Annotated in this window: 16 protein-coding genes and 1 riboswitch; of the genes, 1 reads left to right on the forward strand and 15 read right to left on the reverse strand. The window is 40.7% G+C overall.

Features of this window, described 5'->3' with window-relative positions; genetic code table 11:
* Window positions 1-290: 290 nt before the first annotated feature.
* The 4 genes from cccB to secA form a co-directional block, all read right to left on the reverse strand.
* Window positions 291-632 (reverse strand): cytochrome c551, encoded by a 342-nt coding sequence (gene cccB / locus LQ203_RS14190; protein ID WP_230159031.1) that lies wholly within the window; start codon window positions 630-632, stop codon window positions 291-293.
* Between the two features lie 48 nt (window positions 633-680).
* Window positions 681-1,544 carry a YitT family protein gene (locus LQ203_RS14195; RefSeq protein WP_230159032.1) on the reverse strand — a complete coding sequence of 288 codons (864 nt, stop codon included), beginning with the start codon at window positions 1,542-1,544 and terminating at the stop codon, window positions 681-683.
* Between the two features lie 179 nt (window positions 1,545-1,723).
* A protein-coding gene (gene prfB / locus LQ203_RS14200; RefSeq protein ID WP_230159033.1) for a peptide chain release factor 2 occupies window positions 1,724-2,822 on the reverse strand; the annotation gives its coding sequence in 2 pieces (ribosomal slippage) (window positions 1,724-2,758 and window positions 2,760-2,822; 1,098 coding nt in all).
* A 166-nt stretch (window positions 2,823-2,988) separates the two neighbouring features.
* Window positions 2,989-5,502 (reverse strand): preprotein translocase subunit SecA, encoded by a 2,514-nt coding sequence (secA, locus tag LQ203_RS14205; protein ID WP_230159034.1) that lies wholly within the window; start codon window positions 5,500-5,502, stop codon window positions 2,989-2,991.
* Between the two features lie 425 nt (window positions 5,503-5,927).
* Between secA and LQ203_RS14210 the strand changes: the two genes are divergently transcribed.
* Window positions 5,928-6,251 carry a helix-turn-helix domain-containing protein gene (locus tag LQ203_RS14210; protein WP_230159035.1) on the forward strand — a complete coding sequence of 108 codons (324 nt, stop codon included), beginning with the start codon at window positions 5,928-5,930 and terminating at the stop codon, window positions 6,249-6,251.
* A gap of 143 nt (window positions 6,252-6,394) precedes the next feature.
* On the opposite strand, the gene LQ203_RS14215 is transcribed toward LQ203_RS14210, so the two are convergent.
* The 11 genes from LQ203_RS14215 to LQ203_RS14265 form a co-directional block, all read right to left on the reverse strand.
* Window positions 6,395-6,535, reverse strand: coding sequence for an anti-repressor SinI family protein (locus tag LQ203_RS14215; protein WP_230159036.1), 141 nt, complete (start codon window positions 6,533-6,535; stop codon window positions 6,395-6,397).
* Window positions 6,536-6,566: 31 nt separating this feature from the next.
* Window positions 6,567-6,652: riboswitch (cyclic di-GMP riboswitch) on the reverse strand.
* 151 nt (window positions 6,653-6,803) lie between these two features.
* The gene (locus LQ203_RS14220) at window positions 6,804-7,001 is read right to left on the reverse strand and encodes a hypothetical protein (protein ID WP_230159037.1); all 198 of its coding nucleotides are present in this window, start codon (window positions 6,999-7,001) and stop codon (window positions 6,804-6,806) included.
* A 307-nt stretch (window positions 7,002-7,308) separates the two neighbouring features.
* The gene (gene raiA / locus LQ203_RS14225; protein WP_230159038.1) at window positions 7,309-7,866 is read right to left on the reverse strand and encodes a ribosome-associated translation inhibitor RaiA; all 558 of its coding nucleotides are present in this window, start codon (window positions 7,864-7,866) and stop codon (window positions 7,309-7,311) included.
* Between the two features lie 252 nt (window positions 7,867-8,118).
* Window positions 8,119-8,463, reverse strand: a complete 345-nt coding sequence (locus LQ203_RS14230) for a flagellar protein FliT (protein ID WP_230159039.1) — start codon at window positions 8,461-8,463, stop codon at window positions 8,119-8,121.
* Window positions 8,463-8,864: a flagellar export chaperone FliS gene (gene fliS / locus LQ203_RS14235; RefSeq protein ID WP_230159040.1), complete on the reverse strand. Its 402-nt coding sequence runs from the start codon at window positions 8,862-8,864 to the stop codon at window positions 8,463-8,465. The genes LQ203_RS14230 and fliS overlap by 1 nt, the downstream gene beginning before the upstream one ends.
* 24 nt (window positions 8,865-8,888) lie before the next feature.
* Complete coding sequence (locus LQ203_RS14240; RefSeq protein WP_230159041.1) at window positions 8,889-10,400, reverse strand: flagellar hook-associated protein 2; 1,512 nt, start codon at window positions 10,398-10,400, stop codon at window positions 8,889-8,891.
* 14 nt (window positions 10,401-10,414) lie between these two features.
* Window positions 10,415-10,774: a flagellar protein FlaG gene (gene flaG / locus LQ203_RS14245; protein WP_230159042.1), complete on the reverse strand. Its 360-nt coding sequence runs from the start codon at window positions 10,772-10,774 to the stop codon at window positions 10,415-10,417.
* Between the two features lie 680 nt (window positions 10,775-11,454).
* Window positions 11,455-12,675 (reverse strand): flagellin, encoded by a 1,221-nt coding sequence (locus tag LQ203_RS14250; RefSeq protein WP_230159043.1) that lies wholly within the window; start codon window positions 12,673-12,675, stop codon window positions 11,455-11,457.
* Between the two features lie 138 nt (window positions 12,676-12,813).
* The gene (gene csrA, locus LQ203_RS14255) at window positions 12,814-13,047 is read right to left on the reverse strand and encodes a carbon storage regulator CsrA (RefSeq protein ID WP_230159044.1); all 234 of its coding nucleotides are present in this window, start codon (window positions 13,045-13,047) and stop codon (window positions 12,814-12,816) included.
* Complete coding sequence (gene fliW, locus LQ203_RS14260) at window positions 13,031-13,489, reverse strand: flagellar assembly protein FliW (protein ID WP_230159101.1); 459 nt, start codon at window positions 13,487-13,489, stop codon at window positions 13,031-13,033. Before fliW ends, csrA begins: the two co-directional genes overlap by 17 nt.
* Window positions 13,490-13,496: 7 nt before the next feature.
* Complete coding sequence (locus LQ203_RS14265) at window positions 13,497-14,075, reverse strand: DUF6470 family protein (RefSeq protein ID WP_230159045.1); 579 nt, start codon at window positions 14,073-14,075, stop codon at window positions 13,497-13,499.
* Window positions 14,076-14,114 lie beyond the last annotated feature (39 nt).

Consider the following 14,114-nt stretch of genomic DNA (forward strand, 5'->3'; position numbering starts at 1 on the left):
AACCACCTAATTTGCTTGGATTATCATTATGTACTAACGGCTTTTTCGACATTTTTCACTGAAATCTGACAGGAAATCTCTCTTACTTGAGCACAGAAACATTATAACATCATATTTTGTCAAATTAAGCATAAAAATTATTACAGTTTCATTTCAGTTAGACATAAATCAACATCTACGTAATAATTCAAGAATTTGATTGCTTGTAAAGGGGTTAATGTGAGGTGTTTAGAGGATTTTAAAGGAGGCTGAATGAAACGTTCTGCTGTTGCAGAACGTTTCGATGGTAATCACTTATGATCAGCAAGCCATTCAGCGACCATGCTCGCTTCTTTTCCCTGAATTATTCCTTTTGGCATTGCTCCTTGACCATTTGCAATGACTTTTTCGATATCAGCTTTTGATAGTTTCGATCCAACCTTCGTTAAATTCGGCCCCACGCCACCTTCGAGATTCACTGCATGACAACTTGAACATTTGTTTTCGTAAATTTTCGCGGCATCACCAGCACCTGCTGTTGTCGTTTCGTTATTTTCACTTGCAGGCTCTTTATCAGCGGCATCATCGTTCCCGCCACATGCGGCCAAGGCCAAAGAAGTACCCAAAAATAAGGCTAACCATTTCTTTTTCATGAATTTACCCCCTCTTTTTCGTACCAATACAAGAACATTATACCAATTTCAATCTAGTTTAAAACCCTCCCCAAGTACCTCCGATGCGTCCATTACAATGACAAACGCTTTAGGGTCAACGAGTTTCACCAATTGTTTCAATTTGGTGAATTCCGATTGGTCTATTACACACATCAATATCGGACGAGTATCATCCGTATAGCCGCCATACCCGGATATCCCTGTTACTCCCCGGTCAAGCTCATGTATGATAGCATCCCTTATTTCCGTTTCATTATTCGTGATAATCAGTGCCATTTTGGAACGATTCAAGCCGACCTGAACAAGATCAATCGTCTTACTTGTCACATATAACCCAATTAATGCATAAAGCCCTTTTTCTATATCAAAAACGATAGCAGCACTTAAGACAATGATTCCATCAATGACAGCCACACATGTCCCTAATGACATATGGGTATACTTATGAAAAATCTGGGCAGCTAAATCCGTTCCCCCTGTCGATCCCTTCCCGCGAAAGACAATCCCTAGCCCCAGTCCCACCATCATCCCTCCGCAAATCGAACCAAGCAATGCATCATTCGTCCATGCATCCCAATCCTTTGTCAGAAATACCACTAGAGGCAAGAACAAGGTTCCAATAAGGCTTTTGGCTCCAAAATGTCTTCCCAGTATGATAAGCCCAGCAACGAACAAAGGAATATTAAACCCCCACAATACATAAGCTGGCTCCCAACCGAGAGTTGACCTGAGAATCGTACTTATCCCACTGACCCCGCCCGATGCAACCTGGTTAGGCAGTAAGAATACATTAAAACCAATCGCAATTATGGCCGAACCCACAATCACCAATCCATACTCCATTAACTTTTGCATGTAAGGGTGCTTCGGCTCCCGGTATCTTTTTCTCATTCTATATTGTCTCCTCAAACCATCATTATTATCTAGTATTGGCTGTACGGAATGTAGCATCCCTTTTCATATCCTGTAAATGTCAGCCAGATGACCGTTAAAGAGACAGTGAGGTGGGTCCCATGTAAAAGAAATCATAAAAAAAGCCGGACCAGGGATACCGGTCCGGCTTTCACATCTTATAATTTTGAACGTAAGTACGCATCAATGAACATATCGATATCCCCATCCATGACAGATCCCAAGTTTCCAGTCTCCGCACTCGTACGGTGATCTTTAACCATGGAATACGGATGGAAAACATATGAACGGATTTGGCTTCCCCAGCCAATTTCCTTTTGCTCACCGCGAATTTCATCCAAATCCGCTTGTTGCTGTTCAATTTCACGTTGATACAGTTTGGCTTTCAGCATATTCATGGCTTGAGCCTTATTTTTGATTTGTGATCTTTCGTTTTGGCACGTCACCACTGTATTGGTAGGTAAATGTGTGATCCGGACCGCCGAGTCAGTCGTATTGATATGCTGACCACCTGCACCACTTGCCCGGTACGTATCTACCTTCAAATCTTCCGTACGTATTTCTATATTGATCGTCTCGTCGAATTCCGGCATGACTTCACAAGAAACGAATGATGTATGGCGCCGTCCAGAGGAATCAAAAGGAGAAATACGAACAAGACGGTGAACGCCTTTTTCCGCTTTCAAATAGCCGTAGGCGTTATGGCCCTTGAAAAGTAAAGTGACACTCTTGATCCCCGCTTCATCACCTGGAAGGTAATCAAGGGTTTCCACTTTAAAGCCTCTCTTCTCACCCCATCTTGTATACATACGAAGCAGCATCGAACCCCAATCCTGGGACTCCGTTCCGCCTGCACCTGGATGCAGTTCAAGAATGGCATTTTTCGAGTCATATTCTTCACTTAGTAAAAGTTGAAGTTCAAAGTCATTCATCTTTTGTGAAAGAACGGTGATTTCCTCTTCCAGCTCTGCCAAAAGTTCCTCATCATTCTCCTCTTTCACAAGTTCATACGTCAAATCCAGATTTTCATATGATTCATTCAGATCGGACAATTGATTGACCTGTTCTTTCAATGCATTCGTTTCATTGATGACAGTCTGTGCTTTTTGCTGATTATTCCAAAAATCGGGATGTGTCATCTCATTTTCTAGCTGTGCGATTCGTGCCTCTTTTTCATCTAAGTCAAAGAGACCCCCTAAAGTCCGTTAATCGTTGCGCTGTTCTTTCGAGTTCATTTCTAATTTCTGCTAATTCCATTTCTCTTCACCTCATTAAGTATGTTAAAAAACCCTGTGTTGGGTTCGCATCAGTACAAATAAGCCTCTTCAAACTATATGCAAATCTATTGCTTTATGCAAATTAAACATGAAAAGAGGCGGCAAGTCTTCCACTTAACCGTCTCATAATCATTATACACCTAACTTTAGCCTAAATTACCATGGCAATTCTTATATTTTTTTCCACTTCCGCATGGACATAACGCGTTTCGACCAACGTCTTCCTTTTTACGGGCCGGGGCTTTTTTCACTTTCCCCCCGTCTTCTTCCTTCGGATTGACCGCTTGTCCTTTTATGACTTCCTTCCGCTCTAAATTATTGCGGATTTCAGCTTTCATGATGTATTTGGCGACTTCATCTTCCATAGAAGCGATCATGGCTTCAAACATCGCGAAACCTTCTGATTGATATTCACGAAGTGGATCAATTTGTCCATAAGCACGAAGGTGAATCCCTTGGCGTAATTGTTCCATAGCATCAATATGGTCCATCCACTTACTATCGACCGCACGAAGTACGATGACTTTTTCGAATTCACGCATCTGTTCTTCAGATAGCTCTTCTTCTTTTTCGTCATAGTTTACTTTCAATTTAGCTAAAATGAACTCAACCAATTCCAGTTCATTTTTTCCTTCTAAATCTTCTACCGCGATGGAACCTTCATTGAATAGGTTGCCGTTCAAGTAATCGACAAGACCTCGTAAATTCCAGCCTTCCTCATCCCCCATTGGTGCAAACGCGACAACATTGCGCTGGATGGACGCCGTAATCATCGTTTCGACGATTTCTCGTAGGTTTTCACTTTCCATCACATCGAAACGCTGCTTATAGATAATTTCCCGTTGTTGACGGAGAACATCATCATACTGCAGCAATTGTTTACGTGAATCGAAGTTATTGCCTTCCACTCGTTTCTGGGCTGATTCAACGGCCCTTGTCACCATTTTACTTTGAATCGGCTGGGAATCATCCATGCCAAGCCTTGTCATCATGTTTTTCATGTTATCCGATCCAAAGCGACGCATCAATTCATCTTCCATTGATAAATAGAATTGAGTGACCCCCGGATCTCCTTGACGGCCCGACCGGCCACGCAACTGGTTATCTATACGCCTGCTTTCATGACGTTCCGTACCGATGACAGCAAGGCCTCCAATCTCCTTGACGCCTTCCCCAAGCTTGATATCCGTACCGCGGCCAGCCATGTTCGTAGCGATCGTAACTGAACCTTGATTACCTGCATTCGCAATGATTTCCGCTTCACGCTCATGGTTCTTTGCATTTAAAACATCGTGAGGGATTCCTTTTTTAGATAAATAAGCTGAAATGACTTCAGACGTTTCAATAGCTACCGTACCGACAAGCACTGGCTGCCCCTTTGCATGACGCTCGGCGATGTCTTCCACAACAGCCCGGAATTTTCCATCAGTTGAAGCATAAATAAGATCTGGCCTATCATCCCTGACGATATTCCTGTTTGTCGGAATGGCAATGACATTCATATTATAGATATTGCGGAATTCCTCTTCTTCCGTTTTGGCTGTACCAGTCATACCGGAAAGTTTCTCGTACATCCGGAAATAGTTCTGGAAAGTAATCGTCGCAAGTGTCATGCTTTCATTTTGAATTTCAAGGCCTTCCTTCGCCTCAATTGCCTGGTGGAGACCTTCACTGTAACGACGGCCTTTCATCAATCGGCCTGTGAATTGGTCAACGATGACAATCTCGCCTTCTTGGACAACATAATCCACATCCAAATGCATGGAAACATGTGCCTTCAACGCCTGATTTATATGATGATTTAAAGTCACGTGATTAATATCGAACAAGTTATCGATATTAAACGCTTTTTCAGCACGGTTCATCCCATCTTCTGTAAGCTGAACGCCTTTTGTCTTTTCATCATACGTATAATCGGTGTCTTTTTGTAACGTTCTCACAAACGCATTGGCTTGGATATAGAGCTGGGCCGATTTTTGTGCAGCACCGGATATGATCAATGGCGTTCTTGCCTCATCGATCAAAATCGAATCGACTTCATCAATGACAGCAAAATGCAGTGGGCGTTGGACCATTTGTTCTTTATATAGCACCATATTGTCCCGAAGATAGTCAAAGCCTAATTCATTATTCGTGCTATACGTAACGTCAGCATTATACGCCTCTTGTTTTTCTTCTTTAGAATGACTGTTCAAGTTCAATCCGACGGTCAAACCGAGGAAATCATACAATACACCCATCTCAGTGGCATCACGGTGTGCCAAATATTCATTGACAGTTACGACATGTACACCTTTACCAGTAAGCGCGTTTAAATAAACCGGCATGGTGGATGTTAATGTTTTACCTTCCCCTGTTTTCATCTCGGAGATATTGCCATCATGAAGGGATGCCCCTCCCATGATTTGGACGCGGTATGGATACAAACCTAGAGCACGCTTTGCCCCTTCACGCGCAACCGCAAAAGCCTCAACTAGCAGATCATCAACGGTTTCCCCGTTTTGATAACGCTCTTTGAACTCCCCCGTTTTAGCACGCAACTGTTCATCCGATAACGCAGCCGTCTCATCCGACAACGCTTCGACCTGATCAGCGATTTTTTCCAAACGTTTGATTTCTCGCTTATTCGGATCAAAAACTTTATTTAATATATTAAGCATTCAATAACGCTCCTCTATTATGGTAATGATCGTTCATTGATTTTTGACAAAATTCATATAAGTAAGAAGGAACACACCCTCTATCATTACTAATCACGCTTAATTTTACCACTTCTATCCTAGAGGTACAACTTCATGTCACTTCCATGCTTATTGATCTGAATTCAATTCTTGCGAAAAACATTGGATAAATGAGGAGTAAAGCTGTTAAAATAGAAGGAAGTAAAGAAATATATTGTACACTCCCCACTATTCCATGCAAATGCAAATTATCCATAACCTTCCATCACTAGATGCACTATACTCTCTAGCGATAGCATGTCAAGGTAATCCAACCTTACAGGCTTCATGTTTTGAATGATTTAAGGTGGGCTACTAATAATTTTAATCAGAAGATAAAAAGAACATGTTTCGAGGTGGTATTGATGATTGGTGAACGTGTAAAAAAACTGCGAGAAGAAAAGAAAATGTCAATGACTGAACTTGCCGATAAAGCCGGCGTGGCCAAGTCTTACTTAAGTTCGCTCGAGCGGAACTTACAAACGAATCCTTCTATTCAATTTCTCGAAAAAATCTCCGCCGTACTTAACATTCCTGTTAATGACCTTCTTTACGATGCACCCAAAAAGGAAAATTTGGACACTGACTGGATGAAAATCGTTGAGGAAGCTATGAATTCAGGCGTTTCAAAACAACAGTTCAGAGAATTCATCGAATTTAATAAATGGAGAAAAGATAAAGAAGAATAGAAGTGTTTTAGTCTACCTACATAATCCTAAAAAATACAGCTCGAATAAACTCGACTTGCTAGAATAACCTATAGGAATAAACCCTATAAACCGCTAATGAATGAAACCGCTGTTTATAGGGATGTTCTTGTTATTTTCGATACTTAGCTTCTTTCATTTTCTTCTAATGTAACCTCAAGGCTTTTCCGTTCAAAAAAAGCACTAATTTCCTCTTTTTTAAAACCCAAGCTCCTTGCTTCTGAAATCAACTTCACCCATTCTTGATCCATTTCCACATTTGCCACCTCTTCTACCTCCTAAAATACTCTTTGTATTTCAGGCAGACCAGCCATCATAGTCTCGAGGACCTTAGACCTGTGCCTTTGCGCCCTCATCTTTCAATAAGTTTGCCTTTGTCGTGGTACTTATTACCAAATACATCCCTTTTAATCATATTATAACGGAAACGCACTCCATATATTGCTATATTATGTCGCAAAACTACCAAAATGCAAAACTTTTATACGACAAAATATTACAATATTGAGATAATTCACTTCATTTATTATGCTTTTAATTTCGCTTGTTTACAAAATAGTAAATATTGCTCTTATTGTTCATTCGATGGGCCACATTAATTCTCTCCATTGTAAGTTCATCCAAGGCTTTTTGCACGGTTAAGTCCTCACCACATGTCGGGCAAAGCCACTTTCCATGTTCCGCACTGCTAAAAGAAGCCCTATGGCACGCACGGCAATTCTTTTGATACAAAAAATCCAACCCCTTTGCACCTTGATTAAATTGTTTTTTATAAACAACAAAATGTTCTTATTAAAGAACTAACAATTCGAGTATAGTACAAAAGGAAGGGGCAATAGAATAGACCAAACGACCCGTTTATCTCATTAAAGAACAAAAGTTCTTTGTAAAGAATTATCTATCATTTTGTATTTTTTAGAGAACAAGTGACGCGGTCATTTTTTATGTAATCTCCCTCAAATATCAACAAATAGTAATCTATCAAATTAAAAAAGCACAACCCATTTGCTGGGCTGTGCTTTTGATCATGGATTCATCATTAACTAGGTTCAATTAATCCGTAGCGTCCGTCTTTACGGCGGTACACCACGTTCGTTGTGTTAGTATCCGCATTCGTGTATACGAAGAAACTGTGACCAAGCATATTCATTTGTAAAATGGCTTCTTCACTGTCCATCGGCTTTAAATCAAAGCGCTTATTGCGGACCACTTCAATATCATTTTCATCTTCGAATTCATCCACCACTTCGTCAACTTCCGTATTGAAGGCAAATGCCTCGGGAGTCGTAGATAGATTGTTACGGAATTTACGATTGACCTTCGTTTTATGTTTACGAATTTGGCGTTCAAGCTTATCATTGATCAAGTCAATGGCAGCATACATATCCGCATTTTCCTCTTCAGCGCGAAGAACCAAATTCTGCATAGGAATCGTCACTTCGACCTTGGATGTATTATTGTTTACTTTCAAATTCACTAACACATTTGCATCTGGTGTATTGTTAAAATATCGTTCTAACTTGCCAATTTTCTTTTCGACGTATTCTCGAATTGCTGGAGTTACCTCAATGTTTTCACCGCGTACGTTGTAATTCATAAAGTGAGTCCTCCTTAAATTAAGACTATACAGTTAGATTCTACAATACCCCTCCGGTTCCCTTTAGAAACACATCATGAAATATGTCGAAATTATGAAACAATTGTCGGAAGGTTTGGAAAGGGTTGATGTCTGCCCTAGCTTCATTATAACAAATGCCTAGCCATAAAGAAAAAATTAAGCCTAAATTATTTACAGAAAATTTAAAAATATTTAATATAAAAACCGTTTGGAATCCAAACGGTCGGGTAATCAATTTCTTTTATCGTAAAACATGCCATCAATTGTTAGATTCTCATACGGATTCGTATATTTATTAGAAGATTGTTTCTTCTTATTAATTTCCTGGATATCCCTCTGTATTTCCTGCTTTTGGAGCATCAGCAAGCGGTCGACCTGTTGGTTTAGCAACATCGTTGCGCGGCCTAGCTGTTGCTCCTCACCAGTAAAAGGCGGCTTGATTTGAGAAAGCAGCTCATCCCGCTGATCAATCAGCTGTATGATCCTTTCTATTTTATCATCACGTTCAGCCATCGCCTGATCTTCCAGAACGGCAAGTAATTCAGCAGTCAAATCATGAAAGGTTTGAATCATCATTACACTTGACCACTTTGGGTAAATTGTTTTTTTCGATTCAACTGAATAACTTCCTTCCAAGTATTCCGGAAGTCAGTAACGAGACCTTCCACTTCTTCCAAGGCTGCCATATCATTTTTTACATTCGCCTCTATTAGGCGTCGGTTCATGAAATCATACAGACTCATCATATCTTTGGATACATCGACATCCATATTCAGCGTCACCATCAATTCATGGATAATGTTTTGCGCCTTTATGATGTTCGTATTTTTCGCTTCGATATTTCCTGCTTCAATGGCTTTCTTCCCAAGCATGATGAACTTTAGGCAGCCATTATATAGCATTAATGTAAGCTCTCCCGGGGATGCCGTATTGATTGAATTTTGTTGATACGATTGATATGGATTATTTATCGCCATACATAACTTCCTTTCAGACTTACCTTAACTAAAATAAGAAGCTAACGATGAACTTTGGCTGTTCGCCTTTTGAATCGCTTTTTCCATGGCCGTGAACTGGCTGTAATAGCGCGATTCCAATTTCGTTAACTTTGCTTCAAATGATGAGATCCGGGTATCTAATCCGTTAACCAGCTTCCCAATGGTAAACGAGTTATTAACAAATCCAGCTTTCCCGGCCTTTTCCGTTATCGTTTTCATTGAGGATTGTATATCATCCCGCAAACGGCGCGCCAGTCCTTTTTCGCCTTTTTCCGTTCCATTCGCCATGAACATATCATAAATCGCATTGGGATCCTCACTAATGGCTGCCCGGAGCTTGTCCTCATCAATCGTTAATTTACCGCCCTCCAAATAATTTTTGGTGGTGGTGATTCCCAAACTGCTGAGATTGTTTTTCCATGTGATCCCGTCTACCGAGGTGTACAGAGATGACCTCATTGTGGTCAAGAGACTTTTTAATGTCGAATCGCTTTTTAACGTTCCGCTCTTCGCCTTTTCTTCCCACAGCTTCACTTCATCCTCTGTCATTGCCTTCTTTTGCTCGGTTGTAAGCGGGGTGAAGGAGCGATATTTCGCCTCGCCTGTTTTATCCTGAACCTTTTTAATGATTTCATTGTACTTATTCACAAATTGAGTGACTGTGTCCAAGATGGAATCCACATCAGCTGTTGAAGAGAATGTGACGGTATCCGTCGTTTTCTGCTTTATCGTTATTTCCGCTCCATTGATTTGAAACGTATTCGAAGGCCGAGAAATGTCCAGGCCATTATAAGTAATCGATGCATTTTCCCCGATTGTGCCGCCAGTACCTTCATTGTTATTGCTCATTTTTAGCGTATTGAAGAAATCTCCGGTACCCCCTAATTCAATTTCAGGGCGATCTTTTATATCACCGGTATTTTTAGCAGTGATGGAAAACTTCTGCGAATTTTCATCAAAAAACAGAGTTACACCCGAGTTGGCATTAATTTTATTGATAACACTCTCTAACGTATCATCCGCATTAAGGGTAAGCGTATAAGGTTTTTCGATCGTTACCCCATCTTTTACTTCCGTATCAACGCCTCCATCTTTATTGATGGCCAGTATCGTAATATCTTGAGGTGTCGTAATACCCAATTCCGATAGTTTCTTTTTCGGATCAGTAACGGCTGATTTATCTGTACTGGTCATGGTGGCTGCTTTGGCAAGCCCGTTCACTTTGATATTTCCAGTAAAATCACTTGTCGAGCTTATATTTTTCACTGATACAGCATCTGGATTCGATACCGACACCTTCTTTTTAATAAAGGAAGACTGCTTCCCAATTCCATCACGAATGAGCGTATCCAACTCTGATAAAGACGTATTGATCGAGCGGTAATCATCTCGCTGCCACTCGGAATACTGCTTTTTCTGTGTTAATTTATCCAAAGGCACCCGTTCCGCCTGCATCATGCTTTTAACTAATTCATCAATGTCCATCCCACTTGCTAAACCACTGATTCGTACCACAATTGATCACCTGCTTATATTTTTTCATCTACCATGATGCCGACAAACTCCGTCATTGCCGCGTAGAAATCCAATAACTTCTTAGGAGGGATCTCTCGAATCGTCTCATCCGTTACGTCATCCACAACCTTGACATAATACTCATCCAGCTTCTCATGATATTCAAAACGAACGGCCGTATGAGTTGGATTCAAGAAGGTGTTCAAACTATCAACCACTTCCTGCACCTTTTCTTTTGTAGGCTGATTGGATTCCACACTTTGTTCAGAATAGGCTAGCGTATTCATTTCACGCTGATAATAAGAACTGATTCCATCCGAGATGGCTGTTCTGAGTTGTGAGGAAAGAATATTCGTGGACAAACTCTCCATCATCTATAAAGCCCCCAATATGATGTCTTTATTTTTTATATCGGTAATTACAATTTTATATTTAGTAAAGCTTTGATTTTGGTTTCAACTGCAGACTATCATGAATGATCCTTTTCTATAATAGAGATTCTACTAAAAAACTCCAGAAGAATATCTGGAGTCTAGTTGGTTTTTACTCCACTCTGCATTAAATATAAGATAGAACTCATATGCCCATTAATTTAGAGGAGCTGCACTTTGAACGTTTCATTCCACTTCAGGCACTCGCTTTCCGCGGGCGGTCCGGGAGCCTCGCATTTCCCGCAGGAGTCTAGCACCCTCCGTTCCAATCAACTTTGTATTAACATTTAGATAGAGCTCGTTTATCTACACTATTTTGAACTTATCTTTTATCGAATCTTAATATAGTCTACAAAAAAACGGATTGTAGAGATATATTTGTTGATTCCACACATGCGCAAGCTAGTACGAATAAGCGGAAACTACAAACTACCATTATGACAAAGAAATCACACCAGCTTTACCCTATACACGTCCTCGAACTGTGAGATGGATATCTCTATAATGGTAGCAAATCCAATAAAAAAGGTGTCGGAATGAGAGCATTCCGACACCTTTTTGTTTACAAACTGAAGACTCGATAAAAATATCTTGAGTCTTTTTGAATGAAAACAAAGTAAAGATTAACGTAGTAATTGAAGAACGCCCTGCGGTTGCTGGTTTGCTTGCGCGAGCATTGCTTGAGAAGCTTGAGCCAAGATAGAGTTTTTAGTTTGCTCCATCATTGTTTTAGCCATATCTGTATCACGTACACGTGATTCAGCAGCAGTCAGGTTTTCAGAAGAAGTACCTAAGTTGTTGATTGTGTGCTCTAAACGGTTTTGGTTAGCACCTAATTTAGAACGTTCTGCTGAAACTGTATTAATTGCGTCATTAATTTTTGTAATTGCTTCAGCAGCACTAGCATGAGTTCCTACATTTAATGCTTGTTCAGTTGTAACGTTATTAGTTCCGTCTGTTACTGCTAAGTCTGCATTTCCAGTTCCTTTTGAAGAGATACCTAAAGCTTCTGCTCTCATGTCTCCAATATCAAGTGTTAAGCTTTGGTTTTCATTAGCACCAATTTGGAATTTAAGGCTCTTGTTTGGATCAGCAGCAACCGCTTCAACCTTTTCAGATCCTGCTTTAGTTGTAGTTGCAGTTAATCCTGTAACAACTGGAGCAGTAGCTGATTCTTTGCCAGCCAATTGTTCCAATTTCACATTTCCATCAGCATCTTTTGAAGCTGTATAAGAAACTTTCAATGTAGCATCATCATTAATTCCAGCAATTAATTGATCTACATCCTTAAACTTAGTTTTATCTGTTCCGTCAGCAGCGGCATCGAATGTGAATGTTTGTCCACCGATTGTAACGTTTTTTCCTTCAAAGGCAATTTTGAATTCTCCTGCTACAGCCGGCTTTTCAGCAACTGCTGCTCCGCTTTTTTCACCATTTAAAAGTTTTTGAGTATTGAACTCAGTAGTGTTACCGATACGGTTGATTTCAGATGTTAAAGAATTTATTTCTTTTTGGATTTCGCCACGGTCGTTTGTTGTATTTGTATCTGTTGCTGCTTGAGTAGCAAGTTCACGCATACGTTGAAGGATGTCAGTTGTTTCGTTTAAAGCACCTTCAGCTGTTTGGATTAAAGAGATCGCATCTTGTGAGTTACGGGAAGCTTGATCCAATCCGCGGATTTGTCCACGCATTTTTTCAGAGATTGCAAGACCTGCAGCGTCATCGCCTGCACGGTTGATGCGCATACCTGATGCAAGTTTCTCCATTGATTTAGATTGTGCATTCGTTGCACTTGATAATTGACGGTGCGTGTTTAGAGCTGAGATATTGTGATTGATAATCATTTATGTTTCCTCCTTGAGTTTTAAGTTCCCACATCCATGTGGTTGTTCACGATGGGCAGTGAATAAGTCTGCCGCCTATTTCACTGCCCATCGTTGTATATGTAATATCGACCTGCTTGGAAACATATTTAGTGGGTTTTACGATTTTTTCTTGAAATACTCATTTATGTTTTCCAGGAGATTGGGTTCCGTTTTCGTGGCTTCGCTATTTTCCTGCTGGATGGACAGATAGATTTCCTTCCTATGGATATCGACGTTTTTCGGGGCATTGATACCGAGCTTGATCTGTTCGCCCTCGATGGACAGGATCTTTATTTCGATATCATCGCCAATCATGATCGCTTCATTCACTTTTCTAGTCAATACAAGCATCACTTCCCCCCTGTTCTGCTGGAGATTCAAACAGTCTGTGCTTTGTACGGTATTCACTGCCGCTCATGATAAGTTGCTTGCCCGTTTTGTTAGAGCGATTGATGATGATGGGAGCCTGGAGATTCGCCGTCGTTTCATTGAAAGGGTCCTGAATCGTTAATATAACGAAAGTAACGACTTCCTGTTCCGTTTCTATTTGTAAAGAAGATAATACCTCATCCGGAAGCTTCACTTCGTAATCACGAAATACATCAAATGGATTCGTCATAATGAAGGCTACCTGTTTTGTTTCTATTGATTGAAGGACGAAAAAGGGCGTGTCATCCAAAGTTAGCAAGCAAAACTGTTTTTCTTCTAAAAACCCCGGTATCCCGCTATCAAATCGATAAGTCTCTTCTTCCGATAATTCGATTTCGCCATGAAATTTTGTTTGTAGAATCATCTTTGTTTCACTCACCTATCTCATCCGGAAATAAATTGATGAAATCTATACCCAGTGCATTTTTTTGTAGAATTTCGACATCCACACTGCCTGGTGTGTATGTATGGTTCGGTGTATTGATTTGAGCATCAATGATCGGTTTTTGAGCAGTTGCTTCAATCTCCACCTGTGCCGGCTCGTAGTCAAGCTTTACGCTAAAATGGGAGGGAATCCAGCCAAGATTGAATTGCTTCTCCGCCCCTTTGCTGTTTTGCTTGGCCTGATCAGCGAGCGGACTGCCGCCTCTTTCAATGTGCCTTAGCTCCGTCCCCTGCTGCGAGCGTCGAGCCATGCCTGCTAGCCAATCCTGGTATCCTTGCTGCGCGAATTCCTCCACTCGCTTGGAGAGGCTTTTCAAATCCATATCCTCCCTGGCCTTTGTCTGATCGATCGTCAGCTTGCCTGGGGTCGTATGGATTTCTAGGATCGCTTGCGGCTGTTCAATTGATTGGACTGCTGGCTTTTGTTCTATTTGCTGTACAGGCTGTTCGATATTCAATCCGATCTTCATTGAGTTGGATTGCAATCTAATTTGCGGAAACTGCATCATCAACACTCCTTATAGAAAAAAGCTATCCATTTAAGA

This window comes from Peribacillus sp. Bi96 (genome assembly GCF_918698115.1).
Taxonomy (GTDB): Bacteria; Bacillota; Bacilli; order Bacillales; family DSM-1321; genus Peribacillus.

Bases quoted from the DNA above. Each gene is read 5' to 3' on its own strand.
- fliW (WP_230159101.1), bottom strand. From the start codon at position 13,489: ATGATTCTACAAACAAAATTTCATGGCGAAATCGAATTATCGGAAGAA.
- csrA (WP_230159044.1), bottom strand. From the start codon at position 13,047: ATGCTTGTATTGACTAGAAAAGTGAATGAAGCGATCATGATTGGCGAT.
- LQ203_RS14230 (WP_230159039.1), bottom strand. From the start codon at position 8,463: ATGATGATTCAAACCTTTCATGATTTGACTGCTGAATTACTTGCCGTT.
- LQ203_RS14250 (WP_230159043.1), bottom strand. From the start codon at position 12,675: ATGATTATCAATCACAATATCTCAGCTCTAAACACGCACCGTCAATTA.
- flaG (WP_230159042.1), bottom strand. From the start codon at position 10,774: ATGATGGAGAGTTTGTCCACGAATATTCTTTCCTCACAACTCAGAACA.
- LQ203_RS14265 (WP_230159045.1), bottom strand. From the start codon at position 14,075: ATGCAGTTTCCGCAAATTAGATTGCAATCCAACTCAATGAAGATCGGA.
- LQ203_RS14210 (WP_230159035.1), top strand. From the start codon at position 5,928: ATGATTGGTGAACGTGTAAAAAAACTGCGAGAAGAAAAGAAAATGTCA.
- raiA (WP_230159038.1), bottom strand. From the start codon at position 7,866: ATGAATTACAACGTACGCGGTGAAAACATTGAGGTAACTCCAGCAATT.
- fliS (WP_230159040.1), bottom strand. From the start codon at position 8,864: ATGGCGATAAATAATCCATATCAATCGTATCAACAAAATTCAATCAAT.
- LQ203_RS14195 (WP_230159032.1), bottom strand. From the start codon at position 1,544: ATGAGAAAAAGATACCGGGAGCCGAAGCACCCTTACATGCAAAAGTTA.
- cccB (WP_230159031.1), bottom strand. From the start codon at position 632: ATGAAAAAGAAATGGTTAGCCTTATTTTTGGGTACTTCTTTGGCCTTG.
- secA (WP_230159034.1), bottom strand. From the start codon at position 5,502: ATGCTTAATATATTAAATAAAGTTTTTGATCCGAATAAGCGAGAAATC.